13 protein-coding genes are annotated in these 14133 nt (G+C 71.3%); 9 read left to right on the forward strand and 4 right to left on the reverse strand.

Going from position 1 to position 14133, the window contains the following annotated elements; genetic code table 11:
* The first annotated feature begins 49 nt into the window (after window positions 1-49).
* Window positions 50-316 (forward strand): hypothetical protein, encoded by a 267-nt coding sequence (locus tag ACIPWY_RS01590; RefSeq protein ID WP_362898452.1) that lies wholly within the window; start codon window positions 50-52, stop codon window positions 314-316.
* 292 nt (window positions 317-608) lie between these two features.
* Here the strand turns inward: ACIPWY_RS01590 and map are convergent, their stop codons facing one another.
* Entirely contained in the window at window positions 609-1376 is a 768-nt protein-coding gene (map, locus tag ACIPWY_RS01595) for a type I methionyl aminopeptidase (RefSeq protein ID WP_393699943.1), read from the reverse strand.
* A gap of 52 nt (window positions 1377-1428) precedes the next feature.
* On the opposite strand from map, the gene ACIPWY_RS01600 reads away from it, so the two are divergent.
* From ACIPWY_RS01600 to hydA, 7 genes are all read left to right on the forward strand, one after another.
* Window positions 1429-1680, forward strand: a complete 252-nt coding sequence (locus ACIPWY_RS01600; protein WP_362898448.1) for a helix-turn-helix transcriptional regulator — start codon at window positions 1429-1431, stop codon at window positions 1678-1680.
* Window positions 1681-1798: 118 nt separating this feature from the next.
* Complete coding sequence (locus ACIPWY_RS01605; RefSeq protein ID WP_393700434.1) at window positions 1799-3166, forward strand: hypothetical protein; 1368 nt, start codon at window positions 1799-1801, stop codon at window positions 3164-3166.
* A 173-nt stretch (window positions 3167-3339) separates the two neighbouring features.
* Window positions 3340-4182, forward strand: a complete 843-nt coding sequence (locus ACIPWY_RS01610) for a nitrilase-related carbon-nitrogen hydrolase (protein ID WP_362898446.1) — start codon at window positions 3340-3342, stop codon at window positions 4180-4182.
* 47 nt (window positions 4183-4229) lie between these two features.
* Window positions 4230-5516 carry an aspartate aminotransferase family protein gene (locus ACIPWY_RS01615; protein ID WP_362899247.1) on the forward strand — a complete coding sequence of 429 codons (1287 nt, stop codon included), beginning with the start codon at window positions 4230-4232 and terminating at the stop codon, window positions 5514-5516.
* 54 nt (window positions 5517-5570) lie between these two features.
* Entirely contained in the window at window positions 5571-7115 is a 1545-nt protein-coding gene (locus tag ACIPWY_RS01620) for a PucR family transcriptional regulator (protein WP_362898445.1), read from the forward strand.
* A gap of 102 nt (window positions 7116-7217) precedes the next feature.
* Entirely contained in the window at window positions 7218-8060 is an 843-nt protein-coding gene (locus tag ACIPWY_RS01625; RefSeq protein ID WP_383892132.1) for a nitrilase-related carbon-nitrogen hydrolase, read from the forward strand.
* Window positions 8061-8085: 25 nt separating this feature from the next.
* Complete coding sequence (gene hydA / locus ACIPWY_RS01630; protein ID WP_401532028.1) at window positions 8086-9492, forward strand: dihydropyrimidinase; 1407 nt, start codon at window positions 8086-8088, stop codon at window positions 9490-9492.
* Window positions 9493-9528: 36 nt separating this feature from the next.
* Here the strand turns inward: hydA and ACIPWY_RS01635 are convergent, their stop codons facing one another.
* Window positions 9529-9996 (reverse strand): hypothetical protein, encoded by a 468-nt coding sequence (locus tag ACIPWY_RS01635; RefSeq protein WP_362898439.1) that lies wholly within the window; start codon window positions 9994-9996, stop codon window positions 9529-9531.
* 123 nt (window positions 9997-10119) lie between these two features.
* On the opposite strand from ACIPWY_RS01635, the gene ACIPWY_RS01640 reads away from it, so the two are divergent.
* Window positions 10120-11568 carry an alpha/beta fold hydrolase gene (locus ACIPWY_RS01640; RefSeq protein WP_393699938.1) on the forward strand — a complete coding sequence of 483 codons (1449 nt, stop codon included), beginning with the start codon at window positions 10120-10122 and terminating at the stop codon, window positions 11566-11568.
* Between the two features lie 81 nt (window positions 11569-11649).
* On the opposite strand, the gene ACIPWY_RS01645 is transcribed toward ACIPWY_RS01640, so the two are convergent.
* Complete coding sequence (locus ACIPWY_RS01645; protein ID WP_393699936.1) at window positions 11650-12771, reverse strand: winged helix DNA-binding domain-containing protein; 1122 nt, start codon at window positions 12769-12771, stop codon at window positions 11650-11652.
* An 8-nt stretch (window positions 12772-12779) separates the two neighbouring features.
* Entirely contained in the window at window positions 12780-13901 is a 1122-nt protein-coding gene (locus ACIPWY_RS01650) for an epoxide hydrolase family protein (RefSeq protein WP_362898435.1), read from the reverse strand.
* Between the last annotated feature and the right edge of the window lie 232 nt (window positions 13902-14133).

Raw genomic sequence — 14133 nt, forward strand, 5'->3', positions numbered from 1 at the left:
AGCGTCCCACTCGCCGACTTCTCGCCCACTCCGAAGGGGACACGTCGAAATGAAGCGCATCGAGACCCAGAGGGTGCCGTCGCTCGGACGCGCCGAGGTCCGGATCATCGCGCACACGCCCGAAGCCGCCCGCGCGGTCGCGGAGGTTCTTCGCCGCTCCTTCGCGGGCGCGGAACAGCGCAGCTACCCCGGCCTCGACGGCGACACCCGCCTCCACCTCACGGTGGACACGACGACACCCGCCGGGCCCGCCCGGTCCTGGCTGGCCACCAGCAGATACCCCGCCGACGTCAGCGCCCATTCTGACGAGATCTGAGCGGGGCCCGGGAACGCGCCCCGCACACTTGCGCAGGTCGCAGAGCAGGACACGACACCCCGGTCGGCGGTCCCGGGGTCCCTCGGGCGGGGACTGCCTACCGGGGTGTCGGGCGTTCCCGTTCCCGGATTCCGGGAATCCGCGCCCCGTTGACTGCCCCGGAGCGTCTCGGTGGCGCCTGGGGCGAGGGAGGCCAGGGACATCCGTCGTGCAGCGGGCCAGTTGCCTCCGGACCGGTGCATGCCGCTCGGCGCGAGGCACTCGCCCGCGCTGCGCCCTTGTCGAGGCCCGCTCAGAGCGCCGTCAGGATCCGTGGTCCCGCGTCCGTGATCGCCACCGTGTGTTCGGCGTGGGCGGCGCGGGTGCCGTCTCCTGTGCGCAGGGTCCAGCCGTCCGGGGCCGCGTAGTAGTCGTCCATGCCGCCGGCGATCACCATCGGCTCGATCGCGATCACCATGCCGTGCTTGAGGCGCATGCCCCGGCCCGCCCGTCCCTCGTTCGGGACGGCCGGGTCCTCGTGCATCTTGCGGCCCACGCCGTGCCCGCCGAAGCCGTCCGGGATGCCGTATCCCTGCGCGCGGCACACCTTGCCGATGGCGTGGGCGACGTCCCCGATCTTGTTCCCGACGACCGCCGCCTCGATGCCCGCCGCGAGCGCACGCTCCGCCGTCTCGATCAGGCGTACGTCCTCGGGGCGTGCCGTGCCGACCGTGAAGCTGATCGCCGAGTCGCCGACCCAGCCGCCCAGCTCGGCGCCGAAGTCGGCCGAGAGCAGGTCGCCGTCGCGCAGCCGGTACCCGTCGGGGATGCCGTGCACGATCGCGTCGTTCACCGACGCGCACAGGACCGCGGGGAAGGGGGTCGGGGCGAAAGAGGGGCGGTAGCCGAGGAACGGGGAGCGCGCGTCCGCCGCGCGCAGGACGCCGTGCGCCACCGAGTCCAGCTCCTGGAGCGAGACCCCGACGGCCGCCTTCTCGCGGACCGCCGCGAGCGCCTGGGCCACGACCCGGCCCGCTTCCCGCATCTCGTCGATCGATGTGTCTGTCTTGAGTTCCACCATGCCAATTACAATACCGGTATTTGAATGTGGGTTCTGCCGGTAGACTGGGCGCATGGTGCGAACCCCCCTGACCCCCGAAGAGCGCGAGCGCGGTGAGCGGCTCGGCATGCTGCTGCGTGAGGCCCGGCGCGGGCGGAGCATGGTCGAAGTCGCCGCGAGCGCGGGACTGTCCGCCGAGACGCTCCGCAAGATCGAGACCGGCCGGGCGCCGACCCCCGCGTTCTTCACGGTCGCGGCCCTCGCCCGGACCCTCGGCCTCTCCATGGACGAGATCGTCGCGAGCTGCTCCCTGGTGACCGTCTAGGTGCGGCGTGTGAGGACGGTGCCACCCCGGAAAAGCGCCCGTAGCGCCCGCGAAACACGGAGGGTGTTTTCTTCCGATCCGGAAGACTCCACTCTGCGGAGGGATCGGGCGGCGTGTGATGGAAGTGGAACAACTCCCTGACCAGGTCCGGGAGTTCGCGGTGTACCTGCGGGACCTGCTGGCCCGGCTCGACCCGGACGCAGGCTGGTGCGGCATCTTCTGGCAGCGCGACCCCGACGGGATGCGGGCCTGTCTCGCCGGCGGCGAGGTGCCTCCCTGGGACGTGGTGGAGGCGCTCCTCCAGGATCTGGCCGCCGGCCGCGGACCCGACGAGGCCGACCGCGAGGCCGGACGGGCACACGCCCTGCACAGTGCCTCGCTCACCGCCTTCGACGCACGGCCCGGCGGCCGTGACCTGCTCGGCGACCGGCTCGACGTGATGCTCCGCGAGCAGCGGTACGCCGCCGAACGCCAGGTGGACCTGGCCCAGCTCCTGCACACGGCCGCCACGCGCGAACAGGCGGAGGCGATGCGCCTCGACCTGGCCTGGGCGCGGGACGACCACGAACGCGCGACGGCCCGCTGCGCGGAGCTCCGCCGCAGGATGGTGGATCTGGACCGGCAGCCACCGCCACCACCCCTGCCCGTACCGCAGCAGCGCCCGCCCGCCGACGCCGCAGCACCTGCCCGACCCGGACCCACCGGACGCGCCGAGCCGTCCAAGCGCGCCAGGCCGGCCAAGGAACGCAAGCGCCGACCCCGTGGCAGCGCCCGGTTCGCCGGGATGCTCGACGAAGCCGCGCCCGCCGCTGATGCGTCCGAGCCGACCGTCGACCCCACGCCCCTCGCCGTCCAAGGCCCGTTACGGGACTCCGCCGCGAGCCCGCGCGGCGCCCGGTTCGCAGGTGCCGCCGAAGGGGAGTCGGCGCCGGCGCCCGCCCCGCCGCACCTCGACAGCGACGCGCGCGACGCCATCGCCGCCTGCGTCGCCACCCTCCACCGGCTGCGCGCAGAGGGCCGCGGCGGGGAGGCGCACGGCGTGCTCGTCGAGGCCGCCCACTGGCCCGCCGCCCGATTCCCGCTGCTCGCCGCCGAGTTGAACCGCGCGGGTCTCGGCGCCGACTGGGCGACCCTGCTCTGGGAGACCGCCTCGCTCCCGGCCGACCTCCTCGTGGCCGCCGCCGACGCCCTCGGCGCCGCCGGACGCACCGCCGACGCGCAGCAGATCCTGCGCCAGGGAGTGGCCCGCCCCGCCACCGAGATCGGCGCGTCCGTGCTCCGCCTCATCGGCGAGGCCCGCCACCGCGAGGCGCGTGCGCTCCTCGACGCGTACGTCCGCGTACGCACCCCCGAGGAGGCCGCCCGCAGCGTGCAGGACGACCCGGACCGGCTCGTCCCGCTGCTCGTCGAAGCGGCGCGCGGCGTCTCCGACGAGCGTTTCTGGGACGTCGTGCACGCGCTCAGGGTCGCCGGGTTCCCCACGTAGTCCGCTCACTCCTCACCCGCACGGGTGCGAAACAAGATCGATTCCGCCGGTTAACGGCGATGGTCTTGGCAAGGCCGCCGGTGAGGCTTACGTTCGTCCCTCTACGGCCTGTGTCTACGGGCGTAGAGGCTCTCTGACGTCCCCCGGCGGGGCAACAGACAAAGGAGCGGCACATGGCCGACGTCGTACGCGCCGCGCTGGTCCAGGCGAGCTGGACGGGCGACACCGAATCCATGATCACCAAGCATGAGGAACATGCGCGGGAGGCCGCCCGGCAGGGCGCGCGGATCATCGGCTTCCAGGAGGTCTTCAACGCCCCCTACTTCTGCCAGGTGCAGGAGGCCGAGCACTACCGCTGGGCCGAACCCGTGCCGGACGGGCCGACCGTGACCCGGATGCGGGCCCTGGCCCGCGAGACCGGAATGGTCGTCGTCGTACCGGTCTTCGAGGTCGAGCAGTCCGGGTTCTACTTCAACACCGCGGCCGTCATCGACGCCGACGGCACGTACCTCGGCAAGTACCGCAAGCACCACATCCCCCAGGTGAAGGGCTTCTGGGAGAAGTTCTACTTCAAGCCGGGAAATCTGGGCTGGCCGGTCTTCGAGACCGCGGTCGGCCGCGTCGGCGTCTACATCTGCTACGACCGGCACTTCCCCGAGGGCTGGCGTCAGCTCGGCCTCAACGGCGCACAGCTCGTGTACAACCCGTCCGCCACGAGCCGGGGCCTGTCGGCGTACCTCTGGCAGCTGGAACAGCCCGCGGCGGCCGTCGCGAACGAGTACTTCATCGCCGCGATCAACCGCGTCGGCGTCGAGGAGTACGGCGACAACGACTTCTACGGCACGAGCTACTTCGTCGACCCCCGCGGGCAGACCGTGGGCGACGCCGCGAGCGACAAGGACGAGGAACTCCTCGTACGGGACCTCGACTTCGGCCTCATCGACGAGGTACGCCAGCAGTGGGCGTTCTACCGGGACCGCCGGCCCGACGCCTACGAGGGGCTGGTGCAGCCATGACCACTGTCACTCGTGACGGCGCCGACGAAGGGACCCGTGCCACCGTGATGACCCCCGACCTCCACGCCCGTCACCGTGCCGTCCTGCCGGACTGGCTCGCCCTGTACTACGACCGCCCCCTCGAGATCACCCACGGCGAGGGCCGCCACGTCTGGGACGCCGCCGGGAACAAGTACCTCGACTTCTTCGGCGGGATCCTGACCACGATGACCGCGCACGCCCTGCCCGAGGTGACGAAGGCGGTCAGCGAGCAGGCCGGGCGGATCATCCACACCTCGACCCTCTACCTCAACCGGCAGATGGTCGAACTCGCCGAGCGCGTAGCCCAGTTGTCCGGTATCCCGGACGCCCGCGTCTTCTTCACCACCTCCGGCACCGAGGCCAACGACACGGCCCTGCTGCTCGCCACCGCGTACCGCCGCTCGAACCAGATCCTCGCGATGCGCAACAGCTACCACGGCCGTTCCTTCTCCGCCGTCGGCATCACCGGCAACCGCGGCTGGTCCCCGACCAGCCTCTCGCCGCTCCAGACGCTGTACGTCCACGGCGGGGTGCGCAGCCGGGGCCCGTACGCGCAGCTGACCGATGCCCAGTTCATCGAGGCGTGCGTCGACGACCTGCGCGACATCCTCGGCCAGACCCGCGGCGTCGCCGCGCTCATCGCCGAACCCATCCAGGGCGTCGGCGGATTCACCTCGCCGCCCGACGGCCTCTACGCGGCGTTCCGCGAGGTGCTCCAGGAGCACGGCATCCTGTGGATCGCCGACGAGGTGCAGACGGGCTGGGGCCGCACCGGCGAGCACTTCTGGGGCTGGCAGGCGCACGCGCAGAACGGTCCGCCCGACATCCTGACCTTCGCCAAGGGCATCGGGAACGGCATGTCCATCGGGGGTGTCGTCGCACGCGCCGAGGTCATGAACTGCCTCGACTCCAACTCCATCTCGACGTTCGGCGGCTCCCCGGTGACGATGGCCGCCGGCCTCGCCAACCTCATCTACCTCCTCGAACACGACCTCCAGGGCAACGCCCGCCGCGTCGGCGGCCTCCTCATCGAGCGGCTGCGGGCCGTGGGCGCCACGACGGAGTGCGTACGGGAGGTGCGCGGCCGGGGCCTGATGATCGGCATCGAGCTGGTGAAACCCGGTACGGACGAGGCCGATCCGGACGCGGCGTCGCGCGTGATCGAGGCGGCCCGCGAGGGCGGACTCCTCGTCGGCAAGGGCGGCGGGCACAACACCAGCGTGCTGCGCATCGCGCCGCCGCTGACCCTCACCGTCGCCGAGGCGGAAGAGGGCGCGGCCATCCTGGAACGGGCCCTGCGCAGCGTCTGTTAGCCCGAGGAAGCGGGTCTGCCGGACCAAGGCAGTGGTGGTGAGGAAGGGGCCCCGATGACCGTCACCGACGCCGAACACGCCCTGTCCGTACGGCAGATACTCGCCCTGGAGCGGATCGCGGCGGGCGACCCCGAGGTGGTCGCGGGGGCCGGTCACCTCGACCGGCCCGTGCGCTGGGTGCACGTCGCCGAGGCCGCCGACGTCGGGGTGATGCTCAGCGGCGGCGAGATGGTCCTCACCACCGGGGTCCTGCTCGCCGGGGACGCCCACGTCAGGACCGAGTACATCAAGTCCCTGCACCGTGCGGAGGCGGCCGCCGTCGTCCTCGGGCTCGGCCGCGCCTTCCCCGCACCCCCCGAGGACATGCGGCGTGCGGCCGAGCGGTACGGCCTGCCGATGGTCGTCCTGCACCGCCCCTTCCCGTTCGCCGAACTCACGGAGGAGGTCCAATCACGGCTGGTCCGGCGGAAGTTCGCCGCCGTCAGCCTCTCCGAGGGCATCCGCACCGCGCTGACCGGACTCATCACGGCGGGCGCCCCGCTCCAGCGGCTCCTCGACGAGATCGCCGCGCACAGCGGCTGCCCCGTCGTCGTCGCCAACCTCGCCCACCGTGTCCTCGCCACCGCCGGTGAACGGTCGGCGGTGGACGACGTGCTGCGCGACTGGGAGCGCATCGCGCGCCGGGCGGGCTGTGCCGACGGCGCCGACTGGTACCGCGCCGGCCTCGACGGGCGCGGCGAACGCTGGGGGAGCGTCGTGCTGTGCGGCTACCGGGGCGACGGCCCCACCGGACGGCTCCTCGCCGAACGCGCCGCCGAGGCCCTCGTCCTGCACCGCATGCTGGGCGGCGCCGCCCACAGCTGGGAGGAGCAGTCGGCGCAGGGCATCCTCACCGACCTGGTCTCCGGCGTCGTACCGGCGCGTCAGCTCCTGCCACGGGCCAGGGCCGCCGGGCTCCCCGTCAACCGCCGCACGTTCGTCCCGCTCGTCGTCCGCGACGGCGACCCGGCCGAACTAGGCCGTGTACTACGCCTGTTGGGTCTGTCCGGACTCGCCGCCGAACTCGCGGACGGCGCGACCGCCGTCCTGCTCAGCCTCGCCCGCGACCAGGCCCCGGGACCGCTGACCGAACACTTCGCGGCCCGCCTGCGCGCGGGGGCGGGAGAGCCGGTCGTGGTGGCGGCCGCCGAGCCGTGTACCGCCTGGGACGACGTGCCCGCCGGGCTGCGCGAGGCGCTGCACATCGCCGAGGCCGCGGCCGGCACCCCGGAGATCCCGCCCGTCGTGCGCCTGCGCGACGTACGCCTGCGGGGCCTCGTACGGCTCCTGCGCGACGACCCGCACGTCCAGGCCTTCGCCGAACGCGAGCTGGACGGCCTCCTCTACGCAGACGATCCGGGCCTGCTGCCCGTCCTGCGGACCTACCTCGCCACCGGCCGCAACAAGTCGCGCACGGCGCAGCTCCACCACATGAGCCGCCCCGCCCTCTACCGCAGGCTGGACGCCATCGAGTCGCTTCTCGGGCTCGACCTCGACGACTTCGAGCAGGCCGCGTCCGTCCACATCGCCCTCCTCGCCCACGACGCGCAGAGAGGGTGACAGCGTGGAACGGCGCCCGGCTCCAGACGTGACACGGTGCAACTCCGGTACGCGGCAAGGACTTCCTAGGCTCACGGCACACCGAGCGACCGGAGGTCCCCGATGAGCACCGTGATCCGCGCCGCGATCTTCCAGACCGCCTGGACCGGCGACAAAGAGTCCATGATCCAGGTCCATGAGCAGGCCGTCCGCGACGCCGCCGCGCAGGGGGCGAAGGTCCTCTGCTTCCAGGAGCTGTTCTACGGCCCGTACTTCTGCCAGGTGCAGGACGCGAAGTTCTACGAGTACGCCGAGGCGATCCCCGACGGCCCCACCGTCCGCCGCTTCCAGGCTCTCGCCGCCGAACACGGCATCGTCCTGGTCCTGCCCATGTACGAGGAGGAGCAGCCCGGCGTCCTCTACAACACGGCCGCCGTGATCGACGCCGACGGCACCTACCTCGGCAAGTACCGCAAGACCCACATCCCTCAAGTGCGGGGATTCTGGGAGAAGTTCTACTTCAGGCCGGGCAACTCGGGCTGGCCCGTCTTCGACACCGCCGTCGGGAAGATCGGCGTCTACATCTGCTACGACCGGCACTTCCCCGAGGGCTGGCGCGCGCTCGGCCTCGAAGGCGCGCAGATCGTCTTCAACCCGTCGGCGACCTCGCGCGGCCTGTCCGGCTACCTGTGGCAGCTGGAACAGCCGGCGTCCGCCGTCGCGAACGAGTACTTCGTCGGCGCGATCAACCGCGTCGGCCAGGAGGAGTACGGCGACAACGACTTCTACGGGACGAGCTACTTCGTCGACCCGGAGGGCCAGTTCGTCGGGGAGGTCGCGGGGGACAAGGAGCCCGAACTCGTCGTCCGTGACCTCGACATGGACAAACTGCGCGAGGTCCGCAGTCGCTGGCAGTTCTACCGCGACCGCGCCCCGGGCGCCTACACGCCGCTGACCAACCCTTAGGCAGCGTAGACACGGAAGAGGGAGCATGAGCAGCAGCCGTACCGTCATCCGCGGCGGACTCGTCGTCACCGCCGCCGACGAGATCCACGCCGACGTACTCATCGAGGACGGGCGCATCGCCGCCCTCGCCGCGGCCGGCACCGACGCCGCGGAATCCTGGACCGCGGACCGGACGATCGACGCCCGCCAGAAGTACGTCATCCCGGGCGGCGTCGACGCGCACACCCACATGGAGATGCCGTTCGGCGGCACCTTCGCCGCCGACACCTTCGAGACGGGCACCCGGGCAGCGGCCTGGGGCGGCACGACCACCATCGTCGACTTCGCCATCCAGTCCGTCGGGCACACCCTGCGCGAGGGCCTGGACGCCTGGCACGCCAAGGCCGACGGGAACTGCGCGATCGACTACGGCTTCCACATGATCGTCTCCGATGTGCACGACGAGACGCTCAAGGAGATGGACCTGCTCGTCGCCGAGGGGGTCACGTCGTTCAAGCAGTTCATGGCGTACCCCGGAGTCTTCTACTCCGACGACGGGCAGATCCTGCGCGCCATGCAGCGGGCCGGCGAAAACGGCGGCCTGATCATGATGCACGCCGAGAACGGCATCGCGATCGACGTCCTCGTGCAGCAGGCCCTGGAGCGCGGCGAGACCGACCCGCGCTACCACGGCGAGGTCAGGAAGGCCCTCCTCGAAGCCGAGGCGACGCACCGCGCCATCAAGCTCGCCCAGGTCGCGGGCGCGCCCCTGTACGTGGTGCACGTCTCGGCGCGGGAGGCGCTCGCCGAGATCGCGCGCGCCCGCGACGAGGGCCTGAACGTCTTCGGCGAGACGTGCCCGCAGTACCTCTTCCTGTCCACGGACAACCTCGCCGAGCCGGACTTCGAGGGCGCCAAGTACGTGTGCAGTACGCCCCTGCGGCCCAAGGACCACCAGGCGGCCCTGTGGCGGGGCCTGCGCACGAACGACCTCCAGGTCGTGTCCACCGACCACTGCCCCTTCTGCTTCAACGGGCAGAAGGAGCTGGGCCGCGGCGACTTCTCGAAGATCCCCAACGGCATGCCGGGCGTCGAGAACCGCATGGACCTCCTGCACCAGGCCGTCGTCGACGGACACATCTCGCGCCGCCGCTGGATCGAGATCGCCTGCGCGACGCCGGCCCGCATGTTCGGCCTGTACCCGAAGAAGGGCACCATCGCGCCCGGCGCCGACGCCGACGTCGTCATCTACGACCCGCACGCCGAGCAGGTCGTCTCCGCCGAGACCCACCACATGAACGTCGACTACTCGGCGTACGAGGGCAAGCGGCTCACCGGGCGCGTCGAAACGGTGCTCTCGCGCGGCGAACCCGTCATCTCCGAGCGGGAGTTCACCGGGCGCGCCGGGCACGGCGTGTACGTCCCGCGCGGGATCACGCAGTACGTCGGCTAGCAGGCCGCTGCCGGCGACGAGCGCGAAGGTATTCGCTCAGGAGGCGCACGGAAGCGCGCTGGAGGAGGTTCTGGTGGCGGTGACGTGGGAGGTGACCGACCCTTGCAGGTTGCCGTTGAGGTCGTAGATCCGTGAAGTGCCGGAGCTGCTGAAGCCCGTCCCTTTCTGGACGGCGTCCTGGTTGATCTGGATCCAGCCGGTGGCCGTCCCGTTCTCGTCGGTCAGCGATTCCTTGATCTTGTAGTTGAACTGCTCGGATCCGCTCTGGCTCCAGGTTCCGGTGCTCGTCGCGGTGCCGGACCCGGAGGTGGTTATCAGGCACGCACGACCGGACGAGCCGAAGGAGAGCTGGATCTGGTCGCTCGCTCCGGGGCGGGTGACCGTGCCCGACCAGGTTCCGACGGGAGAGAGGGAGCACAGCTGGGACGCCCCGGCGGTGCCGGTCGTTGCCACCACGCTCAGGAGCGCGGCCGCCGTCACGGTGAGGCATAGTCTCGTTTTCATGGCGATGAGAATGGCTGATTGGCCTCTAGCGCTGCTGGAGCATCGTCGTAGCGGGCCGCGGCTCGCTGCGCAGCTCCATGCCGGCTCCGGAGTGCCTCTAGCGCGGAGCCGGACCGTGCCCTTATGACATGGGACGAAGCCGGGTTGCGCCACTTTCTGACGCAGCAACTGACGTGGAAGCCAAGCGAATTCGACGACAGCCTCGAAGTCGCCTTCATCGAAGTGCCGCTCGACTACGCGCACCCTTCCGGTGAGCGCATCGAGCTGGCGCTCAGCCGGATCCGGGCGCTGGATCCGAGCAGGAGGCGTGGTGTGCTGCTGTCCCTGAACGGTGGCCCGGGCGGCGACGGCGGTCTCGGCAGGCTGCTGCCGACGCGTCTGGCGGGCACCGCGCCCCACGAGGTCTACGACCTGATCGGGTTCGACCCTCGCGGGACGGGCGCGTCGACCCGGGTCGAGGGCGAGGCGAGTGAGACGACCGTGCCGTTCGACTCGCGGCCCCCCGACTCCGTGTTCGCCGCCATCGCCGCGGACATGCGGGAACGCGACCAGGGGTGCGTGCGCGCCGGGGGCAGCCTGCGCCGCCACACCACGACGGCCAACAGCGCCCGCGACATGAACGTGATCCGCATTCTGCTCGGCGAAGCGGAGATCAGCTTCGTGGGCTGGGCCTACGGCACGCTGCTCGGCGCGGTCTACGGGGCGATGTTCGGAGCGCACCTGGACCGCAGCGTCCTCGACTCCTCGGTCCACCCGGACTGGGACTGGCGGCAGCAGTTCGCCTCGCAGGCGCTCGCGGTGCGCGAGAACGTGGACCTGTGGGCGGAGTGGACCGGGCAGCGCGACCGGTCCTTCGGCCTTGGCGACGATGCCGCGCGGGTCCTTGCAAGCGTGGAGGAGACCGCGGCGGCCCTGGCCTCCATCGGCGAGGGCGCGTCGCTGCGTACCGCGTTCGACGGGGTCGTCGGCACGCTGAGCGCGGCTCGCGGGCGCTGGCGGGAACTCGGGGAGCTGATAGGGGAGTTGGGCAAGGCGACCGGCTCCGCCGACGCGGAGCGGGCCCGCGAACTGCTCGCGGGCCAGACCCGCTGGCGGCCGGGCACCGCGGCGGGCGGACTGCGCGACGCCGTGCTGGAAGCCGTGACGTGCGAGACCGAGTGGCCGGCCGACCTGGAGGTCTACTACCGCGACATGCGCGACTTCAGGGACCGTTTCCCGTACGGCTTCGGCGTGATGCGCGCCCAGCCCTGGGTGGCCGCCTTCGGTACGTGCACACCCGTCGAGCCGCGCCCCGCCGTCACCCGCGGTGACTACCCGACGGGGCTTGTCGTGCAGGCCGACGGCGACCCCCTGGACCACTGCCCCGGGGCGGTGGCCATGGCCGAGCGCCTGGGGCACCACCTGATCCTGGTGACCGACTCCGGAGCCCACGAGATCTACCGCCTCGGCGGCAACCCGCAGGTGGACGCTCTCGTCGACGCGTACCTGGTCGACGGTGAACTGCCGCCCACGCGCGTGGAGTTGCCCGGTGAGGCCCGGCCGGACGTCCCCGCGGACTCGACGCTGACCTGACCTGACCGGAGCTGACAACGAAACCCCTGGCGGACGGTGTGCGATCGAGGCCACCGCCCGCCAGGGGTTTCGTCTGCCGCGTCAGGCGTCGGCGATGCGCAGCTCGCGCGGCGCGGCGCCGTCCGAGGCGAAGAGCAGCAGACGCTCGCCCTCCTCCACGAGCTCGGCACGCACCCGCTTGCTCACCGCGGTGAAGAGCTGTACGTCGACGGTGGTCGACGCGCGCGCACGGTCGACCCGCCACGCGCCGGCGACGAATCCGTCCACGAGGATCGTTCCCGGAATCACCGCGTTCTTCGTCGCGATGGCCTTGCGGTGCTCATCGCTGATGATCCGGGTGCGGTCCGCGTGGGAGAGGATCGCGTTGTCGTACGGCGCCAGATAGCGCACCGGTGCGGGCGCGTCGGTGCCCGGCCGCGGGGCGTCCGGCAGGTCCAGGAGCTCCCTGCCGTCCTCGTCGCGCAGGGAGACCAGCCGCGGACGCAGGCGTTCGGTCACCGCGCGCAGCCGGGTGAGACCCGACCACGCCTGGATGTCCTTGACGGTGGCGGGGCCGAACGCCGCCAGATAGCGCAGGACCAGGTCGTCGAGGTCCGCCTCCGTGTCCAGCGGGGTGCCGATCCAGTCCTCCGCCAGGGCGTACGTCGGCTGTCCGCCCTGACCCCAGACTCCGCGGGGCGGGATCTGGACCACCGGCAGCAGGCTGCGCACGACGTTGCTGAGCGCGTTGGCGGGGTGGTCGGGCCACATCGTACGCAGGGCGGCGGTCAGGTCGCCGACGGTGCGCGGAGTCTCTTCCAGGAGCTCCCGGCCGGCTGCCGCCACCTTCGCCGGATCCAGTCCGTGCAGGTCCTTGGCGAAGGTGGTGATCAGGCTTCGTTCCAGGAACGGTTGCACACACGGCCGCAATTTGCGGCAGTCGGAGGTCGTCACCAGATGGACGGTGCCGCGCATCAGCGGGACGCGCACGGCCTGCCGTCCGGTGAGGAGTCCGGCCAGTTCCGTGGGGCGGAAGTTCTCCAGCCGGGTCCACAGGCCGTAGTACGGCGGGAAGGGCGCCTGTGCCTGGAGGCCCACGAGGTGCTCGAGCGCTGCTTGGGCCGGCATCGTGCGCCGGTTCAGCAGCAACTGGCGTGCGAGGAAAGCACGGTTGAGAGCCCGCCGGTCGAGCACGTCGGCGGGCTGGGACGGAGTGGTGGCCATCTGACCTCTCAGTTCAGAAGAGCGAAGAACGCGCGCAGTTCATCGGCGAGCACGGCGGGCCTCTCCAGGGCCGGGAAGTGTCCGCCGCTGTCGAGATCCTTCCAGTAACGCAGATCCGTGAAGCGCTGTTCGGCCCATGCGCGGGGCAGCCACGCGTCCTTGGGGAACACGGAGCATCCGACGGGCACGTTCGTGGGATTCATCGGTTCCTTGTTGAAGCTCTCCCAGAACAGCCGTGCCGACGAGGCCCCGGTGCCCGTCAGCCAGTAGACGGTGGCCATGTCGAGCAGCGCGTCCTGGGGCAGCGCCTTCTCCGGCGTGCCGTCGTGGTCGACCCACTCCCAGAACCGGTCCAGGATCCAGGCGAGTTGACCGGTCGGTGAGTCCGCCAGACCGTATCCGAGCGCTTGCGGACGCGTGGACTGAATGGCCGCGTAGCCCGAGCGGTTCTGGCCGAAACTCTTCATCCGGGCCATGGCCTGCTGGTCGCGCTCGTCCAGTTCCACCGGCTGATCGGGCGCCTTGGCGAGCGGCATCGTCAGGTGGATGCCCAGGAGGTGGTCCGGGTCGGCGGTGCCGAGTTCGGCGCTCACCCACGAACCCCAGTCACCGCCGTGCGCGCCGTATCGCGAGTAGCCGAGCCGCGCCATCAACTGCGCCCAGGCCCTGCTGGTCCTGCCGACGGTCCAGCCCGCGGAGGACGGCTTGCCGCTGAACCCGTGTCCCGGGAGCGACGGGCACACCACGTGAAAGGCCTGGGACGGGTCGTCGGGGTCGGTGAGCTGAGGAATCAGGTCCAAAAACTCCAGGACCGAGCTGGGCCAACCATGGGTCAACAGCAGGGGAGTGGCGCCGGCATGGGGGGATCGCGCGTGCAGGAAGTGCACGTCCAGGCCGTCGATCTCGGTGCGGAACTGGGGGACGGCGTTGAGGCGCTTCTCGGTGGCGCGCCAGTCGTGGTCCCGCGCCCACGAGGCGGACAGATCCTTCATGTACGACAGCTTCGGACCCTGCTCCCAGCTGTCGACCGTCTCGGCGTCCGGCCAGCGCGCGGCGGTCAGGCGCCGACGCAACTCCTGCAACGAGTCGTCGGGGAAGTGCACCTGGAACGGTGTGATCTCTGTGCCCATGCTTGAGGCCTCCTTGTCAGCCCGGGACAGTCGGGTGATCCGAGGCTAGGGACGGCTGCTACAACCGCGGTCGAGCCGCCGCTGTGCCGGTCCCCGCGTACGGGCCGAGGTGAGACGCCGAGGTGAGACGAGGAGGCGGGGGCACCGGCCGGTGCCCCCGCCGCCGCGACCCCGCCCGGTCCCGCGCCAGTCACCAACCCCCCTTGATGGTCGGGGCGATGTGGGTCCGGGC

The organism is Streptomyces sp. NPDC090032, assembly GCF_044748025.1.
Classification (GTDB): Bacteria; Actinomycetota; Actinomycetes; order Streptomycetales; family Streptomycetaceae; genus Streptomyces.

Bases quoted from the DNA above. Each gene is read 5' to 3' on its own strand.
- ACIPWY_RS01590 (WP_362898452.1), top strand. From the start codon at position 50: ATGAAGCGCATCGAGACCCAGAGGGTGCCGTCGCTCGGACGCGCCGAG.
- ACIPWY_RS01650 (WP_362898435.1), bottom strand. From the start codon at position 13,901: ATGGGCACAGAGATCACACCGTTCCAGGTGCACTTCCCCGACGACTCG.
- ACIPWY_RS01635 (WP_362898439.1), bottom strand. From the start codon at position 9,996: ATGAAAACGAGACTATGCCTCACCGTGACGGCGGCCGCGCTCCTGAGC.
- ACIPWY_RS01615 (WP_362899247.1), top strand. From the start codon at position 4,230: ATGACCCCCGACCTCCACGCCCGTCACCGTGCCGTCCTGCCGGACTGG.
- ACIPWY_RS01640 (WP_393699938.1), top strand. From the start codon at position 10,120: ATGACATGGGACGAAGCCGGGTTGCGCCACTTTCTGACGCAGCAACTG.
- map (WP_393699943.1), bottom strand. From the start codon at position 1,376: ATGGTGGAACTCAAGACAGACACATCGATCGACGAGATGCGGGAAGCG.
- ACIPWY_RS01645 (WP_393699936.1), bottom strand. From the start codon at position 12,771: ATGGCCACCACTCCGTCCCAGCCCGCCGACGTGCTCGACCGGCGGGCT.
- ACIPWY_RS01620 (WP_362898445.1), top strand. From the start codon at position 5,571: ATGACCGTCACCGACGCCGAACACGCCCTGTCCGTACGGCAGATACTC.
- ACIPWY_RS01610 (WP_362898446.1), top strand. From the start codon at position 3,340: ATGGCCGACGTCGTACGCGCCGCGCTGGTCCAGGCGAGCTGGACGGGC.
- hydA (WP_401532028.1), top strand. From the start codon at position 8,086: ATGAGCAGCAGCCGTACCGTCATCCGCGGCGGACTCGTCGTCACCGCC.
- ACIPWY_RS01625 (WP_383892132.1), top strand. From the start codon at position 7,218: ATGAGCACCGTGATCCGCGCCGCGATCTTCCAGACCGCCTGGACCGGC.
- ACIPWY_RS01600 (WP_362898448.1), top strand. From the start codon at position 1,429: ATGGTGCGAACCCCCCTGACCCCCGAAGAGCGCGAGCGCGGTGAGCGG.
- ACIPWY_RS01605 (WP_393700434.1), top strand. From the start codon at position 1,799: ATGGAAGTGGAACAACTCCCTGACCAGGTCCGGGAGTTCGCGGTGTAC.